Origin of the sequence: Brevundimonas sp. Leaf280 (assembly GCF_001422455.1) — a bacterium.
GTDB lineage: Bacteria > Pseudomonadota > Alphaproteobacteria > Caulobacterales > Caulobacteraceae > Brevundimonas.
Window position 1 is genome coordinate 290,751 of record NZ_LMNC01000003.1, and the last position, 16,126, is coordinate 306,876.

The 16,126-nt window shown below is 68.3% G+C and carries 15 protein-coding genes and 1 other RNA gene; 14 read left to right on the forward strand and 2 right to left on the reverse strand.

Annotated features, from left to right (window positions below):
• Positions 1-11: 11 nt before the first annotated feature.
• Complete coding sequence (gene panD, locus ASF31_RS07515; protein WP_039246844.1) at positions 12-368, reverse strand: aspartate 1-decarboxylase; 357 nt, start codon at positions 366-368, stop codon at positions 12-14.
• A 227-nt stretch (positions 369-595) separates the two neighbouring features.
• On the opposite strand from panD, the gene sppA reads away from it, so the two are divergent.
• The 4 genes from sppA (at position 596) to rnpB (ending at position 3,999) form a co-directional block, all read left to right on the forward strand.
• On the forward strand, positions 596-2,374 hold the full coding sequence (gene sppA, locus ASF31_RS07520) for a signal peptide peptidase SppA (RefSeq protein WP_055754065.1): 1,779 nt from the start codon (positions 596-598) through the stop codon (positions 2,372-2,374).
• A 105-nt stretch (positions 2,375-2,479) separates the two neighbouring features.
• On the forward strand, positions 2,480-2,803 hold the full coding sequence (locus ASF31_RS07525; RefSeq protein ID WP_055754066.1) for a hypothetical protein: 324 nt from the start codon (positions 2,480-2,482) through the stop codon (positions 2,801-2,803).
• A gap of 13 nt (positions 2,804-2,816) precedes the next feature.
• Positions 2,817-3,578, forward strand: coding sequence for an N-acetylmuramoyl-L-alanine amidase (locus tag ASF31_RS07530; RefSeq protein WP_055754067.1), 762 nt, complete (start codon positions 2,817-2,819; stop codon positions 3,576-3,578).
• A gap of 32 nt (positions 3,579-3,610) precedes the next feature.
• Positions 3,611-3,999: RNase P RNA component class A (gene rnpB, locus ASF31_RS08200), an RNA gene on the forward strand.
• A gap of 601 nt (positions 4,000-4,600) precedes the next feature.
• On the opposite strand, the gene ASF31_RS14945 is transcribed toward rnpB, so the two are convergent.
• Positions 4,601-4,669: a hypothetical protein gene (locus ASF31_RS14945; protein WP_350224835.1), complete on the reverse strand. Its 69-nt coding sequence runs from the start codon at positions 4,667-4,669 to the stop codon at positions 4,601-4,603.
• Between ASF31_RS14945 and ASF31_RS14950 the strand changes: the two genes are divergently transcribed.
• The 10 genes from ASF31_RS14950 (at position 4,668) to murG (ending at position 16,058) form a co-directional block, all read left to right on the forward strand.
• Positions 4,668-4,916 (forward strand): division/cell wall cluster transcriptional repressor MraZ, encoded by a 249-nt coding sequence (locus ASF31_RS14950; RefSeq protein ID WP_350224834.1) that lies wholly within the window; start codon positions 4,668-4,670, stop codon positions 4,914-4,916. The two genes, ASF31_RS14945 and ASF31_RS14950, sit on opposite strands and share 2 nt — an antisense overlap.
• Positions 4,913-5,893, forward strand: a complete 981-nt coding sequence (rsmH, locus tag ASF31_RS07540) for a 16S rRNA (cytosine(1402)-N(4))-methyltransferase RsmH (RefSeq protein WP_369814633.1) — start codon at positions 4,913-4,915, stop codon at positions 5,891-5,893. The genes ASF31_RS14950 and rsmH overlap by 4 nt, the downstream gene beginning before the upstream one ends.
• A complete protein-coding gene (locus ASF31_RS07545) occupies positions 5,890-6,339 on the forward strand; it encodes a hypothetical protein (RefSeq protein WP_055754068.1) in 450 nt (149 codons plus the stop codon). The genes rsmH and ASF31_RS07545 overlap by 4 nt, the downstream gene beginning before the upstream one ends.
• Positions 6,336-8,120: a penicillin-binding protein 2 gene (locus ASF31_RS07550; protein ID WP_055754069.1), complete on the forward strand. Its 1,785-nt coding sequence runs from the start codon at positions 6,336-6,338 to the stop codon at positions 8,118-8,120. The genes ASF31_RS07545 and ASF31_RS07550 overlap by 4 nt, the downstream gene beginning before the upstream one ends.
• The gene (locus ASF31_RS07555; protein ID WP_055754070.1) at positions 8,117-9,577 is read left to right on the forward strand and encodes a UDP-N-acetylmuramoyl-L-alanyl-D-glutamate--2,6-diaminopimelate ligase; all 1,461 of its coding nucleotides are present in this window, start codon (positions 8,117-8,119) and stop codon (positions 9,575-9,577) included. The genes ASF31_RS07550 and ASF31_RS07555 overlap by 4 nt, the downstream gene beginning before the upstream one ends.
• Entirely contained in the window at positions 9,570-10,988 is a 1,419-nt protein-coding gene (gene murF, locus ASF31_RS07560) for a UDP-N-acetylmuramoyl-tripeptide--D-alanyl-D-alanine ligase (RefSeq protein WP_055754071.1), read from the forward strand. Before ASF31_RS07555 ends, murF begins: the two co-directional genes overlap by 8 nt.
• Positions 10,989-10,997: 9 nt before the next feature.
• On the forward strand, positions 10,998-12,107 hold the full coding sequence (gene mraY, locus ASF31_RS07565; RefSeq protein WP_017504532.1) for a phospho-N-acetylmuramoyl-pentapeptide-transferase: 1,110 nt from the start codon (positions 10,998-11,000) through the stop codon (positions 12,105-12,107).
• Positions 12,108-12,111: 4 nt separating this feature from the next.
• Entirely contained in the window at positions 12,112-13,509 is a 1,398-nt protein-coding gene (gene murD, locus ASF31_RS07570) for a UDP-N-acetylmuramoyl-L-alanine--D-glutamate ligase (RefSeq protein WP_055754072.1), read from the forward strand.
• A complete protein-coding gene (locus ASF31_RS07575; RefSeq protein ID WP_055754073.1) occupies positions 13,506-14,681 on the forward strand; it encodes a putative peptidoglycan glycosyltransferase FtsW in 1,176 nt (391 codons plus the stop codon). Before murD ends, ASF31_RS07575 begins: the two co-directional genes overlap by 4 nt.
• 285 nt (positions 14,682-14,966) lie before the next feature.
• On the forward strand, positions 14,967-16,058 hold the full coding sequence (murG, locus tag ASF31_RS07580; RefSeq protein ID WP_055754074.1) for an undecaprenyldiphospho-muramoylpentapeptide beta-N-acetylglucosaminyltransferase: 1,092 nt from the start codon (positions 14,967-14,969) through the stop codon (positions 16,056-16,058).
• The last annotated feature ends 68 nt before the right edge of the window (positions 16,059-16,126 follow it).

Below are 16,126 nucleotides of genomic sequence, written 5' to 3' on the forward strand. Positions count from 1 at the left end.
GGCGAAGCGCCTTAGCCGGCGGTCTTGATCGCGTTGGCGTCGTCCAGCAGGACCACGTTCGGGTTCCACTGGCGCGCCTCTTCCTGCGGCAGCTGGCCGTAGGTGACCACGATCACCTTGTCGTTCTTCTGCACCAGGCGGGCGGCGGCGCCGTTGACGCCGATGACCTTGGAGCCGCGCGGCGCCTCGATCGCATAGGTGGTGAAGCGCGCGCCATTGGTGATGTTCAGCACATCGACCTGCTCGTGCGGATAGATGCCGGCGGCGTCCAGCAGGTCCATGTCGATGGCGATCGATCCCTCGTAATCGAGATCGGCCTGGGTCACCGTGGCGCGGTGCAGCTTGGACTTCATCAGGGTGACCAGCATCGTGCGGTCTCCAGCAAGAAAAACGCGGGGCGCAGGCCCTCGCTCACAGGCGGCTCATATAGGGATTTCCGGGCCTCGCATCAATCCGCACGCTGCGTCGCAGCAATCGGGTTCGGCTGCGAACGCCAGGTCAACCGACGGATTGCACGCGCGTCATTTGACGACGGCCCGCGTCCCCCTATGCTGGCGACGCCATTTCCGGCCTGCGAGCGCGCGTTTTCCCTCCGATGAAGCAATTCTTCCTGACGGTCCTTGGTGTCTTCACCGGGCTGATCCTGTTCGTCGTCGTCATTCCCGTTGTGCTGCTGACGGTCGCCGTCGCCTCGTCGTCCAAGCCGACGACGCCGGCGACCACCGTGCTGGAGCTGGACCTGCGCGGCGGCGTCAGCGACCAGCCGTCGTCCAATCCGTTCGCGGCCTTCGGCAGTTCGGGCCTGGCCCTGACGGACGTGGTCGATGGCCTGCATCAGGCCCAGAGCGACAGCAGCGTCAAGGCTCTGCTGATCCGCCTGCCGGAAAGCGGCATGACGCCCGCCACCGCCGACGAACTGCGCCAGGCCATCCACCGCTTCCGCAATGCCGGCAAGCCCGTCATCGCCCACAGCCAGGGCTTCGCCCCGTCGGGCGCGGTGATGTCCACCTATATGGTCGGGGCCTCGGCGTCGGAGCTGTGGATGCAGAACACCGCCGGCTTCCAGGCCACGGGCTTCTCGGCCGACAGCCTGTTCCTGGGCCGCGCCTTCCAGAAATACGGCGTCAAACCCGAGTTCGAACAGCGCTACGAGTACAAGAACGCTGTCAACGAATACACCCAGAGCGACTACACCGGCCCGCACCGCGAGGCGATGACTGCCTGGATGACGTCGATCTACGACACCGCCCTGGCCAACGCGGCCAAGGATCGCAAGACGACGGCCCCGGCGCTGAAGACGGTGATCGAGGCCGGCCCCTATTCGGCGGAACAGGCGCTCAGCAATCGGCTGATCGACAAGGTGGGCCAGGTCGAAGAGGCCGAGATCGCCATCAAGACCCGCGCCGGTAAAGGCGCCGAGATCGTCGAATTCGGCAAATACGCCAGCCAGAAGGGCGAACGCACGGGTTCGGGCAAGAACGCCATCGCCATTGTGGGCGGGGAGGGGGCCATCGTCACCGGGCGCGGCGGCGGCGCCAGCTTCGGCGGCGGCTCGTCCATCCATTCCGACGACACGGCCGAGGCCATCTACGACGCGATCGAGGACAAGAGCGTCAAGGCGATCGTCTTCCGCGTCTCTTCGCCCGGCGGTTCGCCCGAAGCGTCCGAGCAGATCCTTGCCGCCGTGCGCGCGGCGCGGGCGGCGGGCAAGCCGGTGGTGGTGTCCATGGGCGCCTATGCGGCCTCGGGCGGCTACTGGATCAGTTCCGAGGCCGACTGGATCGTGGCCCAGCCCACGACCCTGACCGGCTCGATCGGCGTGTTCGGCGGCAAGTTCGTCTTGGCCGATGCGCTGGGCCGGTTCGGCGTCGACATGCGTGAGCTGACGGTGGGCGGGGAATACGCCGACGCCTTCTCGCCGACGCAAGAGTTCACCCCCCAGCAGCGCGCGGCCTTCGCCGGTTCGATGGACCGGATCTACGACGACTTCATCACCCGTGTGGCGACGGGCCGCAAACTGTCGCCGGACCGGGTGCGCGAAATCGCCAAGGGGCGCGTCTGGACCGGCGCCCAAGCCCTGCCGCTGGGCCTCGTCGACCAGTTGGGCGGCGTGACCGAGGCGGTGAACAAGGCCCGCCAACTGGCCAAGATTCCCGACAACGAGCCTGTCCGCTTCAAGCATTTCCCCAAGCAGCAGTCGCCGTTCGAGGCCCTGTCGGAAATGTTCGGCGTCCAGACCGAGGCCGCCAAGGCGCTGGTCATGCTGGGCGGCGTCATGGCCGATCCCCAGGCCCAGGCCGTGATGCGCCGGATCGACAGCGACCGGATGCGCAGCCAGGGCGCGGTGGTTCTGGCCGATCAGCCGATCTTTTGACGGAGCGCGGCGCACGCGACCGTGCGTCGCGGTCCATTGACCGCAGGCCCCGATGGACCGACATTGCGTGTCAGGCGTTCCCCGGATCGCCTGAAAGGATGATCCATGTTCCAGCCTGAACGTCTCGCCGCCATCGGCCATGCCGCCCGCCGCCGTCCCAACGGCCTGGTGGCGTCCGTCATGTGGGTCGCCGGCACGATCGCCGCCGTCTGCGCCATGGCGGTCGGCGCCGTCCTCGCCGTCTTCACCGCTGCGGCCGTGGCGGTCATCGCCCTGTTCGCCGGCGTTCTGGTCTTTCTGGTCGGTCTGGTCATGCGCACCCGCCGCAATATCGCGCCGCGTCGCCGCAACAGCGATCCGGACCTGATCGAGGCGCACAAGGTGGACGGTGCCTGGGTCGCCTATGGCTGGGAGCGCAACGGCCGCTGAGCCGACGCCGCCCATGACGTCCTACATCGACGCGCCTTCGCCCAACTTCGACGCGCGCCGTGCGCCGCCGGACATGCTGGTGCTGCACTACACCGGCATGCAGACCGGCGAGGCCGCTCTGGCCCGCCTGCGCGACCCCGAGGCCAAGGTTTCGGCCCACTATCTGGTCGAGGAAGACGGCCGCGTCTTTCAACTGGTGCCCGAGGAGCGCCGCGCCTGGCACGCCGGTCGCGGCGTCTGGCAGGGCGAGGACGACTGCAACGCCGTCTCAATCGGGATCGAGATCGTCAATCCCGGCCATGAGTTCGGCTACCGCGCTTTCCCCGAAGCCCAGATCGCGGCCGTCATCGCCCTGATCTCCGACATTCGCAGCCGCTGGACCATCGCCGACAACCGCATCATCGCCCATTCCGACCTGGCGCCGGATCGCAAGGAAGATCCGGGCGAGCTCTTCCCCTGGAAACGTCTGGCCGAGGCCGGGCACGGCCTGTGGTTCGAACCGGCGGCCGAACGGGTTCAGGCCTTGGGCGGCCTGTTGCAAAAGGGCGATCAGGGCATCGGCCCGATGGTGCTCAGCGCCGGCCTGCATCGGCTGGGCTACGGCCTGAAGGCCAGCGGCGACTACGACGCCGCCGTCGAAACCGCCGTCCGCGCCTTCCAGCGTCATTGGCGCCCGGCCCGCGTCGACGGCGTCGCCGACGGCGAAACCCGCGCCCGCCTGGTCGGTCTGCTCCAGCTAGCCAGCGCCGAGAGTGTCACGGGCGTATTGAATTGACGTTCGCGCCGCTAGCGCGCATCTAGCGCGCGCCAGACGGCTGGGCGGTCGCGGCGGACTTCGCGTCCGTCGAGGAAAGTCCGGGCTCCACGGTGAAAAGGCGGCGGATAACTTCCGCCCGGGGTGACCCGAGGGATAGCGCCACAGAAAGCAAACCTCCGGCCTTGCGAGGCCGGTAAGGGTGAAAGGGTGGGGTAAGAGCCCACCGCGGACCTGGCAACAGGTACGGCATGGCAAGCCCCGCCTGGAGCAAGACCAAATAGGGACATCGCGCGGGCTCGCTCGCGGGGCTCACCGCCTCAGATGTCCGGGTAGGTCGCGAGAACCGATCAGCAATGGTCGGTCCAGAGGAATGATCGTCGCCGATCCGGGCCTCGGCTTCGGAGCGGAACAAAACCCGGCTTACAGGCCGTCTGGCATTTTTCTTGGCTACCGCGCTTTGCGCTGCTTGAGGCCGGCTTTTTCTTTGGGCCTATCGGCCTTTGGCCTACTTGAGGCCCGGAGGGTTGGGCGTTGGTGCCCTCCCTAAGCGCGTCGCCTAATCCGAGTTTGGATTATCCCCGCATTTCAGCGTTCTGGCGGCGGTCCCGCGCTTTCGCGCGCGTTAACCTATTGTCTGGCAATGGAAGGTTAGAACGCCTCACAGCCTGTGAATACTTTGTTTGTTCCGTGTATGTTCCAGCTGTTCGAGCGTGCTTAAGTCGTCACACGTCAAAACATGGTTAAATCTTGGCCTTGATCCCATTGAGGCCCATTTCATCCCATGCTATCCCAGCTTCATGATTTGGGGCTGAGAGGCGGGCGCGGCGGGCGTTCGTCAGGGCATCTAGGGACGGGCCGAAGGGCTCGATTGGACAGGGCGTGTTTCTCTCGACCTATGAGAAGCAGCTGGACGGCAAGCGCCGTCTCCTCATCCCCAACGATTTCCGCACGACCGAAAACGGCGCCGCTGGCGGCGTCTTCATCTTCCCTTCGATCGAGGCCGACTGTCTGGAAGCGGGCGGCGACCGCCTGTTCGCCGTCTATGCCGAAATGATTGAAGCCCTGCCGTTCGGCTCCGAGGAGCGTTCGGCGCTGGAGTGGCAGGTGATGGGCGAGCAGGTGCGTCTGGCCTACGATTCCGGCGGTCGGATCACCTTACCCGAGGCGCTGTGCGCCGAAGCCGGTCTGGGCGACACCGTCGTCATCGTCGGCCTGAACGACCGCTTCCAGATCTGGTCGCGCGAGAAATGGGCGGCCCGCCGCGCCGAACAGCGCGCCTTGGCCAAGGCCGGCATGGCCCAGATCGGCGCCCTGAAGCTGGCGGCCCAGATGAAGTTGGCGGGAGGCGGGTCGTGATCGACGTTCTCCCCGGCGCTCCCCACGCTCCAGTCCTGCTGGCTGAGGTGATCGAGGCCCTGGCGCCCGCGCCCGGCGACGTCGTGATCGACGCCACCTTCGGCGCCGGCGGCTACACCCGCGCCATCCTGAAGACCGGCGCCCAGGTCGTCGCCCTGGATCGCGACCCGACGGTCCAGCCGCACGCCGACGCCGTCGCCAGCGACTTCCCCGGCCAGTTCCAGCTGATCCGCACCCCCTTCTCGGGTCTGGCCGGGGCGTTCGCCGACAGCGGCAAGGCGAAGCTGGACGGCGCCGTCTTCGACATCGGCGTCTCGTCGATGCAGCTGGATCAGGCCGAGCGCGGCTTTTCCTTCATGCGCGACGGTCCGCTGGACATGCGCATGTCCGATGAGGGCGCGACCGCCGCCGACATCGTCAACGGCTGGGACCACGGTCCCCTGGCCCACATCTTCAAACTGTACGGCGAAGAGCGCCAGTCGGGCCGCGTCGCCACCGCCATCCTGCGTCGCCGCGCCGAACAGTCGTTCACCCGCACCCTAGATTTGGCCGAGGTGGTCGAAAAGGCTCTGGGCGGCCGTCGCGGCGCGCCCATCCATCCGGCGACGCGGGTGTTCCAGGCCCTGCGCATCGCGGTCAACGACGAACTGGGCGAGCTGGAGCGCGGTCTGGAGGCCGCCGAGGCGACGCTCGCCCCCGGTGGACGCCTCGCCGTCGTCACCTTCCATTCGCTGGAAGACCGCATCGTCAAGGCCTTCCTGACCGAGCGCACGGGCAACAGCCCCGCCGGTTCGCGTCATGCGCCGATGGCCGTCGATCCGCGCAAGCCCAGCTTCACGCTTCAGTTCAAGGGCGCGCGCGAGGCGGGCGACGAAGAGCGTTCCACCAACCCTCGCGCCCGCTCGGCCAAGCTGCGCGCCGCCGTGCGCACCGACGCGCCGGCTTGGGGCCGGATCGATGGGAGAGCGGCGGCATGACCACGGCGCCCTTCTTCACCTATTCCCGCTCCGCCCTTCAGCGCCTGTTCGACTGGAAGGTGCGTGGCGTGCGCTGGGTCGAGATCATCGGCGTGGCTCTGGTCGCGATCATGATCGTCTCGGTCTATGCGGCCAAGGCCGCCGCAGCGCGTGAGAGCAGCCGCATCGCCCAGATCGAACAGGACATCCGCGAGAACGGACAGCGCGTCCGCCTGCTGCGCGCCGAGGTGGCCCGGCTGGAGCAGCCCGCCCGTCTGGAAAGCCTGTCGCGCCAGATCGGCATGGCCCCCGTCGCGGTCGCCCGTCAGGCCAAGGAAGGTCAACTGACCGCCCTTAAACCCGTCCCCGCTCAACCCGCCGCGTCCGCGCCTGCGGCCGCGCCGGCGCCCGCCGCCGTCGCCGATGACGCGCCTGTCCCAACGCCCTCGCCGGAGCCGGCGCAATGAGCGTTCAGGATCATCGCTATCATCGCCCCGCGCCGGGCGCCGATTTCCAGGAACGACTGCAAGGCCGCCTGTCGCCCTTTTGGCGCTGGCTGACGGAACTGGTCTGGCGGCTGGAGCATGGCTTCGAGCGCGCCCGCGCCGACGCCCGCCCGGAAGAGGACACCCGCGTCCGCATCTTCCTGATCCTGATCGTCTTTTCTTGCGTCTTCGGCGGCCTGGCCATCGGCGCGTCGTACAAGGCCCTGTTCGCACCGGCCAATGGGCTGGGGCGCGGCGTCAATCCGAACGCCCTGGTGCGCGGCGACCTGACGGACCGCAATGGTGAGCTGCTGGCCACCAACATCGTCCACTACGGCCTCTACATCGACCCGGCCGAGATCTGGGATCGCGACCTGGCCTATCGCCAGATCCGCCGCGCCCTGCCGCGCATCTCGGCCGAGCGACTGAAGAAGGTGCTGGGCGGCGACCGTCGTCTGATCGCCTTGACCGGCCTGACGCCTCAGGAAAAGGCCGCCGTCCACGACCTGGCGCTGGGTGGCGTCACCTTCGAGCCCGAGGACCGTCGCGCCTATCCGCTGGGAACGTCGGCCGTCCACCTGATCGGCGACACCGACACGGGCGGGCAGGGCGTCTCGGGCGCCGAACTGGCCTTCAACGACGAGATCCGCGCGGCGGGTCAGCGCGGCGAGGCCTTCCCCCTGTCCATCGACCTGCGCGTCCAGGGCGTGCTGGAAAACGAACTCGCCGCCGCCGCGATCAAGAACCAGGCCAAGGGCGCCGTCGGCATCGTCACCGACGTCCAGACCGGCGAGGTGCTGGGCATGGCGTCCTGGCCGACCTTCAACTCGGCCGATCGCGGCGCGGCGCCCGACGGCGCCACGCTGAATCGCGCTGTTTCGGGCCACTACGAAATGGGATCGGTGTTCAAGACCTTCACCGTCGCCGCCGGTCTCGACACCGGCCGGGCCGACATGAACACCCTGTTCGACGCCTCCCAGGCCTTCCAGATCGGCGATCGCAAGATCAAGGACTTCCACGCCCAGAACCGGGTGATGACCTTGGAAGAGGTCTATCTGCACTCCTCCAACATCGGCACGTCGCAGCTGGCGGTGCAGATGGGCCCCAACACCATGCGCGACTATTTCCGCCGCCTGGGCCTGCTGGACGCCGCCAAGATCGAGCTGAAGGAATCGGCCAAGCCGGTCGTGCCGCGTCGCTGGGACAACTCGACCCTGGCGTCGCTGTCCTTCGGCTACGGCATCATGATCACCCCGGCCCAGATGGTTCAGGCCATGGGCACCCTGACCAACGGCGGTCGGATAATCCCGCTGTCGCTGCGCAAGGGCGGCGCCCGCAACGTCCAGCCGCAACAGGTTGTCACCGAAGAAACCTCGCGCGCCATTCTCGACCTGCTGCGTCGCAACGTCGTCAAGGGTTCGGGCGGTTTCGCCGACGCGCCAGGCCTGCGGGTCGGCGGCAAGACCGGCTCGGCCAACAAGCTGGTCGGCGGTCGCTACGACCCCAGCCACGCCCTGGGTTCCTTTGCGGCGGTCTTCCCCGTCGACGGCCCGCTGAACGGCAAGCGCTACGCCATCCTGATCGTGATGGACGAGCCGGGGACCTATCCCAAGACCGGCGCCTATGTCGCTGCGCCCGCCGTGCACAATATCGCCGACCGCATCGCCGGCTTCCTGGGCGTCGAACGCCGCGACGACCGCTGGCGCACGGCCTCGGGCGAGAAGATCCCGCAATATCAGGACGTGGCGGGGGACGGGCTTTGAGCGCGCTTCACCTGTCCGACCTGCTGCGCCGCGACGTGTCCTCGGACCCCGTCATCACCGGCGTCACCGCCGACAGCCGCAAGGTCTCGCCCGGCGCCCTGTTCGTCGCCCTGCCGGGTACGGCCGCCGACGGCCGCGCCTTCATCCCCCAGGCCCTGGCGCAAGGCGCGGCTGCGGTTCTGGCCCCGACCGACACGCCGGATGGCGCGGCGCCCGTTCTGGTTACCTCGGGCGACGTGCGCCGGGCCTACGCCATCGCCGCGCGCGGCTTCTACGGCGCCCAGCCCAAGACCTGCGTCGCCGTGACCGGCACCAACGGCAAGACCTCGGTCGCCACCTTCTGCCGCCAGATCTGGGCCGGGATCGGCCACAAGTCCGCCAGCATGGGCACGCTGGGCGTCATCGGCCAGAAGGGCGTCAAAACCTACGCCCTGACCGGCCCCGGCCTGACCAGCCCCGACGCCGCCGAGGCCGCGCGCCTGATGGCCGAACTGGCCTCCAAGGACGTGACCCACGTCGCGCTGGAGGCCTCGTCCCACGGCATCGATCAGCGCCGCCTGGACGGGGTCGCCTTGAAGGCCGCCGCCTTCACCAACCTGACCCAGGACCATCTCGATTATCACGGCACCATGGCGGACTATCGCGCCGCCAAGATGCGCCTGTTCGAGACCCTGCTGCCGCGCGGCCGCACCGCCGTGCTGAACGCCGATTCCGACGCCTATTCGGTCTTCGCCTCCGCCTCGATTATGGCGGGCCTGGGCGTCATGGGCGTGGGCGAGCGCGGTCGCGACCTGACCCTGATCGGCCGTCGCGCGACGCCTGAGGGCCAGCGTCTGACCATCGACGTGCGCGGCGACATCCGCGAAATCCTGCTGCCCCTGGCCGGCGCGTTTCAGGCGTCCAACGCCCTGGTGGCGGCCGGTCTGTGCATCGCCGCCGGCGATCCCGCCGACGCCGTCATCGGCGCGCTGGAAGGCCTGACCGGGGCGCAAGGCCGCCTGCAACGCATCGACGGCGGCCAGGAAAGTCGGGGCGAGGTCTATGTCGACTACGCCCACACCCCCGACGGGCTCGAGACGGTGCTGAACGCGCTGCGTCCGCACGCGACTGGCCGACTGATCGTCGTCTTCGGCGCCGGCGGCGACCGCGACCGTGGCAAGCGCCCCCTGATGGGCGAGATCGCCGGGCGTCTGGCCGACATCGCCATCGTCACCGACGACAATCCGCGGTCCGAAGACGCCGCCGCCATCCGCGCCCAGGTCCGCGCCGGCTGCCCGGACGGGATCGAGATCGGCGACCGCCGCGCCGCCATCGAGGCCGCCGTCGAAATGATGCGTGACGGGGATGTGGTGGTCATCGCCGGAAAAGGGCATGAACAGGGTCAGATCGTCGCGGGCGTGACCCACCCCTTCGACGACGCCACTGCCGCGTCCGAGGCCCTGTCTCTCTATGCCTGAAAACTCCGCCCGCCCGCTCTGGTCGGCCGCCGAAGTCGCCGCCGCCACGGGCGGCGTGCTGCACGGCGACGACCGCCCGATTACGGGCCTGACCTACAACAGCCGCGAGATCGTCCCCGGCGACCTGTTCCTGGCGCTGAAGGGCGAACGCGACGGACATCAGTTCGCCGGCAGCGCCTTCGCATCGGGCGCCGCGGCCGCCCTGGTCGAACATCCGGTCGAGGGCGGCCCGTGCGTCGTGGTGCCCGACACCTTGCGCGGCTTGGAGGCCTTGGGCGTCGCCGCCCGCGAACGCGCGCCCCATGTGAAGCGCGGCGCCGTCACCGGCAGCGTCGGCAAGACCAGCGTCACCCAGGCCATCAAGGCGGGCCTCGACCTGACCGGTCCCGCCCACGGCTCGATCAAGAGCTACAACAACCACATCGGCGTGCCCCTGACCCTGGCCCGAATGCCGGTCGAGACCCGGCGCGCCGTGTTCGAGATCGGCATGAATGCGCCGGGCGAGATCGCGCCCCTGTCGCGCTTCGTCGCCCCCCACGCCGCCTGCGTCACCACGGTCGGTCCGGTCCATATCGAGGCCTTTGCGGACGGCGAGGCGGGCGTCGCGCGTGAAAAGGCGACCATCTTCCAGGGCCTGGTGCCGGGCGGTGCGGCGGTGGCGAACGGCGACGTCGCCTTCTCGGCTATCCTGTGCGACGCCGCCAAGGCGGTCGGCGCGCGTCTGCTGACGTTCGGATCCGACGCCGGCCATGACGCCCGCCTGCTGGACTTCCGGCCGGACGCCGAGGGCGCGGCGGTGGCCGCCGAACTGTTCGGGCGACGCATCGACTATCGCCTGGCCCAGTCCGGCGCCCATTGGGGCCTGAACAGCCTGTGCGTCCTCTTGATGCTCGACGCCCTGGACGTGACGCTGGAGACGGGTCTCGAAGCCCTCGCCGGGTTCCAGCCTCTGGCCGGACGCGGCCAGACGCGCACGGTCACGACGCCGGACGGCGCCTTCACCCTGATCGACGAAAGCTACAACGCCAATCCGCTGTCCATGGCCGCCGGGTTCAAGACCCTGGGCGCGCGCTCGACCTCGGGCCGCCGCGTGGTGGTGCTGACCGACATGCTGGAGCTTGGCGAGCAGAGCCGCGACCTGCATGAAGGCCTCGCCGGCCCCATCGACGCCGCCGGGTTGGACCTGGTCCACGCCGCCGGTCCCGAGATGCGCTGGCTCTACGACGCGCTTCCGGTCTCGCGACGCGGCGTCTGGCGCGCGACGGCGGCGGAACTGGCGGCCGAGGCGGCCCTACTGGTCGCGCCCGGCGACATCGTCATGGTCAAGGGTTCGAACGGCTCCAAGGCCTCGCTGGTGGCCAAGGCGCTCGCCGACCTTCAAGGCCGCGACACGACGCCCACGACGCGATAGGGAAGCCGAATGTTTTACCTGCTCTATCTCTACTACGCCGACGTGGCGCACCAGTATCCGCTGCTGAACCTGGTTCAGTACCAGACGGTGCGCGTGGCGCTCGCCATGGCCACCGCCATGATCGTCGCCGTCGCCATGGGCAGCCGCTTCATCAACTGGATCCGCGCCAAACAGGGCCGGGGCCAGCCGATCCGCGACGACGGCCCGGTGTCCCACCTGTCCAAGGTCGGCACCCCCACCATGGGCGGTCTGATGATCCTGGCCGGCATCGGCGTGGCGGTGCTGCTCTGGGGCGACCTGACCAATCCCTACATCTGGATCGTCAGCTTCGTGACGGCGGCCTTCGGCGTGCTGGGCTTCATCGACGACTACGCCAAGGTGACCAAACAGACCTCGGCCGGCCTGACCTCCAAGCAGAAGCTCCTGGCCCAGACCGTCGTCGCCGTCGTCGCCGGCGTCCTGACCGTGCTGTGGATGACGGTGTCGCCAACCTCACCGGGGCTCGAGACGTCGATCGCCTTCCCCTTCTTCAAGGCCGTGCTGCTGAACATCGGCTGGTTCTATGTGGCGTTCGCGGCCTTCACCATCGTCGGCTTCTCCAATGCGGTGAATCTGACGGACGGTCTGGACGGTCTGGCGACCGTGCCGGTGATGATGGCGGCGGGCGCGTTCGGCGTGATCAGCTACCTCGCCGGCAACTTCGTCTTCGCCCAGTATCTTCAGGTCCACCACGTGCCTGGCGCGGGCGAACTGGCCATCTTCTGCGCGGCCATGATCGGCGGGGGCGCGGGCTTCCTCTGGTACAATGCACCGCCGGCCAAGATCTTCATGGGCGATACCGGTTCGCTGGCTCTGGGCGGCGCTTTGGGCGCCATCGCCGTCACCACCAAGCACGAACTGGTTCTGGGCATCGTCGGCGGCCTGTTCGTCATGGAGGCCGCCTCGGTCATGATCCAGGTCGGCTATTACAAGCTGACCAAGAAGCGTATCTTCCTGATGGCGCCGGTCCACCACCATTTCGAGAAGATGGGCTGGCCGGAATCCACGGTCGTCATCCGCTTCTGGATCATCGCCGGCGCCCTGGCCCTGCTGGGCCTGTCGACGCTGAAGCTGCGCTGATCCGATGATCCCCGTTCCCGGCTTTGAAGGCAGGCGGGTCGCGGTCTTCGGCCTGGGACGGTCGGGGATCACGGCTGCGCGCGCCCTTCAGGCCGGGGGCGCGATCCCGATCCTGTGGGATGACGGCGAGGCCGGTCGGGCGCTGGCGAAAGGCGAGGGCTTCACGGTCGAGGACCTGGCCGCCGCCGACTGGTCCGACTTCGCCGCCCTGGTTCTGTCGCCCGGCGCACCGCTGACCCATCCCAGGCCCCACTGGACCGTGGACCTGGCCCGCGCGGCCGGCGTGCCCGTCGTCGGCGACATCGAACTGTTCGCCCGCGCCCTGGCCGCCCAGCCGAAGGATCAGCGGCCGCGCGTCGTCGCCATCACCGGCACCAACGGCAAGTCCACCACCACCGCCTTGATAGGCTGGGTGCTGAAGTCGGCGGGCCTGACGGTCCACGTCGGCGGCAATATCGGCGTCGGCGTCCTGGCCTTGCCCGAACCCACGCCCGACGCCGTTTATGTGATCGAGGTCTCCAGCTATCAGTTGGACCTGACCACCGCTTTCGCCCCCGATGTCGCCATCCTGACGAACATCAGTCCCGACCACCTGGACCGCCACGGCGGGATGGAGGGCTATGTCGCGGCCAAGGCGCGCATCTTCCAGTCCCCCGACACTTTTCCTCTGATCGGTGTAGATGAGCCCGAAGGGCGGTTCATATGGGAAAATCTCATCGACAATGGGCGTGTTGCAGCCCCGATTTCTATGCTCGGGAACGCTGATTCCACCGTGCGCCTGATTGCTGGGCAACTGGCTGTTGAGGACGGTGATGTCTTTCGCGATGTGGTTGATCTGACCCAAGCCAAATCGCTTACCGGCCGGCATAACGCTCAAAATGCAGCCTTTGCTCTACTGGCCGCCCTCAATCTTGGAATCTCGGAGCGCGCCGCCGTCGCCGGCCTGCTGTCCTTCCCCGGCCTGGCCCACCGGATGGAGGCGGTCGGCCGCCTCGGCTCCGTGCGCTTCATCAACGATTCCAAGGCCACCAACGCCGACGCCGCGCGTCAGGCCCTGGCCTCCTATCCGTCCGTCTTCTGGATCGCCGGCGGCGTGCCCAAGGCCGGCGGAATCGCGGACCTGGCCGACCTCTTCCCCCGCATCGCCAAGGCCTATCTGATCGGCGACGCGGCCCCGGCCTTCGCCGCCACACTGGCCGACACGCCCCACGTCATCGCCCGCACCCTCGACGCCGCCGTGGCCGCCGCCGCCGCCGATGCGGCCTCTGCCGGCGGCGAGCAGATCGTCCTCCTGTCCCCCGCCTGCGCCAGCTTCGATCAGTTCAAGGACTTCGAGGCGCGCGGCGAGGCCTTCCGCGCCGCCGTCCTGGCCCTCGGCGCCGTCTCGGAAACCGCGTCATGAGCGCTCCATACACCCCCGCCTTTTCCCGTAATGACCAAAGCCATGTGGCCCAGTGGTTCTGGACCGTGGATCGCGGCCTGCTGGGCGCGGCGCTCGCGCTGATGGCCCTGGGCGTCGCGCTTAGCTTCGCCTCCAGCCCCGCCGCCATCCTGGCCGATGAATCGATCACCGACCCCTTCCACTATTCCTGGCGGATGATGGTCTTTTCGGGCGTGGGGCTCGGCATCATGCTGACGACCTCGCTGATGTCGCCGCGCGGCGTGCGACGCATCGCGGTCCTGGCCCTGTTCGGGGCCATCGTCGTGATGATGGCCTTGCCGTTTATCGGCGATACGGTGAAGGGGGCCGCCCGCTGGGTGAACTTCGGCCCCTTCAGTCTGCAACCGTCCGAGTTCGCCAAGCCCGGCCTGATCGTCTTCGCCGCCTGGATGTTCGCCGAGGCGCAAAAGGGGCAGGGGGTGCCCGGCGTCACCATCGCGTTTGGCTTCTACGCCCTGACCGTCTCGCTGTTGCTGATCCAGCCCGACATCGGCCAGACGCTTCTGATCACCACCACCTTCATGGCCGTCTTCTTCATGGCGGGCGTGCCGTTCAAATGGATGGCGGTTCTGGCCAGCCTCGGCATGGCGGGGCTGGTGTCGCTGTATTTCGTCTTCGGCCACATGCGCGACCGCCTCAGCCGCTTCTTCTCGCCCGAAACCACCGACACCCACCAGATCGACAGCGCGTCCGAGGCCATCCGCGCCGGCGGCCTGCTTGGACGCGGCATCGGCGAGGGCGTGATGAAGCGCCGCGTGCCCGACCTGCACACCGACTTCATCTATTCCGTCGGCGCCGAGGAGTTCGGCCTGATCCTCAGCCTGATCATGATCAGCCTCTACGCCTTAATCGTTATCCGCGGCATGCGCCGGGCCATGAAGCTGACCGACCCGTTCGAGCAGACGGCGGCGGCGGGCCTGTTCATGCTGATCGGGCTTCAGGCCTGCATCAACGTCGCGGTGAACTTGAACCTGATCCCGACCAAAGGCATGACCCTGCCCTTCATCAGCTACGGCGGCTCATCCATGCTGGCCATGGGCCTGACCATGGGCTTTGCCCTAGCCCTGACGCGGCGCAGACCCGGCGCCTACGAACCCGGCGCCAGCCTGACCATGGGCCGGCGGTTGCTGTAGTTCTCTATCGTCGTCCCGCGATCTCGCTACGCCAGTCGCAGGAGGACGAAAGAGCGATTAGCCAGCCTTCTTTGACGAAAACATCCGGATGATTTCCGTCGCTTACCGCTCGCGATCGACCGTCTCCTGCCCACGCTGAAAAACCGTGCGATCCTGTCGCCACCCCATTCCTCGCCGCACCGTTCCTGGCCGACATTAGACAGATTAGACGAATTAGACGGTGTTTTTGCCTGCCCACCGTCTGAACTTCAGACTATTCAGACCCTCTTTTTCGGAGCCTCGCCCATGACCAAGCTCTGCGTCGTCGCCGCCGGCGGCACCGGCGGCCATATGTTCCCGGCCGAGGCGCTGGCGCGCGAGATGGCGGCGCGGGGCTGGCGCGTGGTCCTGGCGACCGATCACCGGGGCGAACAATACGCCCACGCCTTTCCGGCCGAGGAACGGCTGGCGCTGGACGCCGCCACCGGCTCCGGCCCGCTGGGCCTGATCAAGGCGGGCGTCGCCATCTTCAAGGGCGTGGTCCAGGCGCGAACGGCCTTCGACCGGCTGGGCGCGGACGTCGTCGTCGGCTTCGGCGGCTATCCGTCCGCCCCGGCCCTAGTCGCCGCCGTCACGTCCCAGCGACCGACGGTGATCCATGAACAGAACGCGGTGCTTGGCCGCACCAACCGCATCCTGGCCCCCTATGTCGGTCAGGTCGCCTCGTCCTTCCCGACGCTAGAACGCGCGCCGGCCAAGGTCCAGGGCCGCTCCCACGTCGTCGGCTCGCCGGTGCGGTCCGAGATCCGCGCCCTGTTCGACCGCCCCTATGTCGCGCCCGCCGCCGACGGTCCCATCCATCTGCTGGTCACCGGCGGCAGCCAGGGCGCCCGCATCCTGTCCGAGACCACGCCCCGCGCGCTGGCTGCCCTGCCTGAGGCCTTGCGTCGCCGCCTGAAGGTGCAGCAGCAGTCACGCCCCGAGACGCTGGAGGCCGCGCGCCAGATCTATCTGGAGGCCGGGATCGAGGCCGAGGTCGCCCCCTTCTTCCGCGACATGGCTGACAGGCTGTTCAAGGCGCACCTGGTCGTCGGCCGCTCCGGCGCCTCGACCTGCGCCGAACTGGCGGTCGCGGCCCTGCCGTCCGTTCTGATCCCGCTGAAGATCGCCACCGACGACCACCAGCGCCTGAACGCCAAGGCCCTGACCGATGCGGGCGCGGCCGAGGTCATTCTGGAAGACGACCTGACCGTCGATCGCCTGGCTTCGACCCTGACCGGCGTCCTGTCCGATCCGGCGCGCCTGTCGGCCATGTCCGCCGCCGCCCGCAGCGTCGCCATCCCCGACGCCGCCCAACGCCTGGCCGACCTCGTCGAGGCGACGGCGGGGCGTGCATGATGTCTCCTCCCCACGTGTGGGGAGGGGGACCGCGTAGCGGTGGAGGGGCTCTTCACGCCGAAAGAAGA

Excerpts from the sequence above, each read along its gene's own strand:
- ASF31_RS07525 (WP_055754066.1), top strand. The coding sequence starts at position 2,480 with ATGTTCCAGCCTGAACGTCTCGCCGCCATCGGCCATGCCGCCCGCCGC.
- murG (WP_055754074.1), top strand. The coding sequence starts at position 14,967 with ATGACCAAGCTCTGCGTCGTCGCCGCCGGCGGCACCGGCGGCCATATG.
- ASF31_RS07575 (WP_055754073.1), top strand. The coding sequence starts at position 13,506 with ATGAGCGCTCCATACACCCCCGCCTTTTCCCGTAATGACCAAAGCCAT.
- murF (WP_055754071.1), top strand. The coding sequence starts at position 9,570 with ATGCCTGAAAACTCCGCCCGCCCGCTCTGGTCGGCCGCCGAAGTCGCC.
- ASF31_RS14950 (WP_350224834.1), top strand. The coding sequence starts at position 4,668 with ATGGGCGAGCAGGTGCGTCTGGCCTACGATTCCGGCGGTCGGATCACC.
- sppA (WP_055754065.1), top strand. The coding sequence starts at position 596 with ATGAAGCAATTCTTCCTGACGGTCCTTGGTGTCTTCACCGGGCTGATC.
- murD (WP_055754072.1), top strand. The coding sequence starts at position 12,112 with ATGATCCCCGTTCCCGGCTTTGAAGGCAGGCGGGTCGCGGTCTTCGGC.
- ASF31_RS07545 (WP_055754068.1), top strand. The coding sequence starts at position 5,890 with ATGACCACGGCGCCCTTCTTCACCTATTCCCGCTCCGCCCTTCAGCGC.
- ASF31_RS07530 (WP_055754067.1), top strand. The coding sequence starts at position 2,817 with ATGACGTCCTACATCGACGCGCCTTCGCCCAACTTCGACGCGCGCCGT.
- mraY (WP_017504532.1), top strand. The coding sequence starts at position 10,998 with ATGTTTTACCTGCTCTATCTCTACTACGCCGACGTGGCGCACCAGTAT.
- panD (WP_039246844.1), bottom strand. The coding sequence starts at position 368 with ATGCTGGTCACCCTGATGAAGTCCAAGCTGCACCGCGCCACGGTGACC.
- ASF31_RS07550 (WP_055754069.1), top strand. The coding sequence starts at position 6,336 with ATGAGCGTTCAGGATCATCGCTATCATCGCCCCGCGCCGGGCGCCGAT.